Raw genomic sequence first — 1881 nt, 5'->3', positions numbered from 1 at the left:
CCGCGCGACGGCCATTCATCTGGGACGCCCGTTGCCGGACGCCTCTCGCAACCTACCCGGACGACTGGCCCGGAAACGGGCTGGGCCCGAAGGCCCGCGTCATCCCTATTCGGTCTTGCTCCCGGTGGGGTTTACCATGCCGTCCCCGTTGCCGGGTCCGCGGTGGGCTCTTACCCCACCCTTTCACCCTTACCCGCGCGGTGGCGGGCGGTTTGCTTTCTGTGGCACTTTCCCTGGGGTCGCCCCCGCCGGGCGTTACCCGGCACCGTGTTTCCGTGGAGCCCGGACTTTCCTCCCCGGCACCCTTTCGGGCCCTGCCGGAGCGGCCGTCCGGCCGGCTGGCGGCCGTTCCCTAGCGCATCTTCGCGGCCGAGGAAACGGCTTTCCGCCAGTGCCGGCCGGTGCCGGCTCACCTGCGATGCATTTGCGGGCCGGTTTGCCGGCCCGTTTGCCGGTTCACTTGCGGGCGAGCAGGTCGCGGATTTCGGTCAGGAGCACCACCTCGGCGGTCGGCTTCACCGGCTCGGCCGCCTTCTCCGCTTCCGCCATGCGGCGCAGCTGGTTGATGCCCTTGACGATGATGAAAAGGGCCACCGCCACGATCAGGAACTTGACCACGGCGTTGAGGAAAAGACCGATATTGATGGTAACAGCGCCGGCGGCCTGCGCAGCGGAAAGGCTGACATAGGGGCCCTCGGGCCGGCCGTCCTTGAGGGTGAGGAAAATGTTGGAGAAATCCACCCCGCCCAGCGCAAGGCCCAGCGGCGGCATCAGGATGTCGGACACCAGCGACGACACGATGGCCCCGAACACGCCGCCGATGATGACGCCGATGGCGAGATCCAGCATGTTGCCCTTGATGGCAAAATCGCGGAACTCTTTGATGATCTTGTTCACATCGGCCTCTTTGTCGCAACAGACGGGAATGATGGCGGCAATTGTGGCCGACACGCCCGTCTGCGTCCAGAGTGGGCACAGCGACATTCCGCGACACATCACGCTTTCTTGACGTCAGGCCCGCGCCCTTCCGATGCTTCAGGTTTCCGTCGTTCTGCTCATCATCATCGGCTACATCGGCCTGCTGTTCGCGGTGGCCAGCTATGGCGACCGGCAGGCGGCGCGCGGGCGCGGGCGCGCCATGCGCGGCGGGCACCGCTCCATCTATGCGCTGTCGCTGGCCGTCTACTGCACCTCGTGGACCTTTCTCGGCTCGGTCGGGCTGTCCTCGGTCAGCGGCTTTTCCTTCCTCACCATCTATATCGGGCCGATCCTGCTGTTCACCATCGGCCGGCCGCTGATGGCGCGGGTCATCCATCTCGCCAAGGCCGAGCGCATCACCTCGGTCGCCGACTTCGTGGCCGCGCGCTACGGCAAGAGCCAGATGGTGGCCGCCGTCGTCACCCTCATCGCCGTCGTGGGCTCGATTCCCTACATCGCCCTGCAGCTCAAGGCCGTGTCGATCTCGGTGGAAACGCTGGTTGCCCACCTCGGCACCGGCAGCAGCGGGCTGGCCCTGAGCGGGCGGGTCACGCCGGTCGGCGATGTGTCGCTGCTGGTGGCGGTGGCCATGGCGGCCTTCGCCATCCTGTTCGGCACCCGCCATGCCGATGCGACCGAGCATCAGGAAGGCATGATGCTGGCGATCGCCACCGAATCGCTGGTCAAGCTGGCCGCCTTCCTGTTCGTCGGGCTCTATGTGACGTTCGTCATGTTCGGCGGTGCCGGGCCGCTGATCGCCTCCATCGTCTCCCATCCTTCGGTGGAAACGGTGTTCGGCACCGCGCCGGATGGCGGGCTGTGGCTGTCGCAGGTGGCGCTGTCGTTCATTGCCGCGCTGCTGCTGCCGCGCCAGTTCCATGTGGCGGTGACGGAAAACACCGA

The 1881-nt window shown here is 66.6% G+C and carries 1 protein-coding gene, 1 other RNA gene and 1 pseudogene (1 of these 3 only partly in view); 1 reads left to right on the top strand and 2 read right to left on the bottom strand.

Features of this window, described 5'->3' with window-relative positions; genetic code table 11:
* Together rnpB and mscL are read right to left on the bottom strand one after the other, a co-directional pair.
* Positions 1–342: RNase P RNA component class A (rnpB, locus tag V7067_RS15055), an RNA gene on the bottom strand (it extends 124 nt beyond the left edge of the window).
* Between the two features lie 114 nt (positions 343–456).
* Positions 457–888: a large conductance mechanosensitive channel protein MscL gene (gene mscL, locus V7067_RS15050; protein ID WP_334176726.1), complete on the bottom strand. Its 432-nt coding sequence runs from the start codon at positions 886–888 to the stop codon at positions 457–459.
* Between the two features lie 142 nt (positions 889–1030).
* Here mscL and V7067_RS15045 point away from each other — a divergent pair.
* Positions 1031–1881 (top strand): annotated as a pseudogene (locus V7067_RS15045) (hybrid sensor histidine kinase/response regulator); the annotation flags it as partial.

Origin of the sequence: Pseudoxanthobacter sp., from assembly GCF_036822375.1 — a bacterium.
GTDB lineage: Bacteria > Pseudomonadota > Alphaproteobacteria > Rhizobiales > Segnochrobactraceae > Pseudoxanthobacter.
This window is presented reverse-complemented; position numbering and strand designations above follow the sequence as displayed.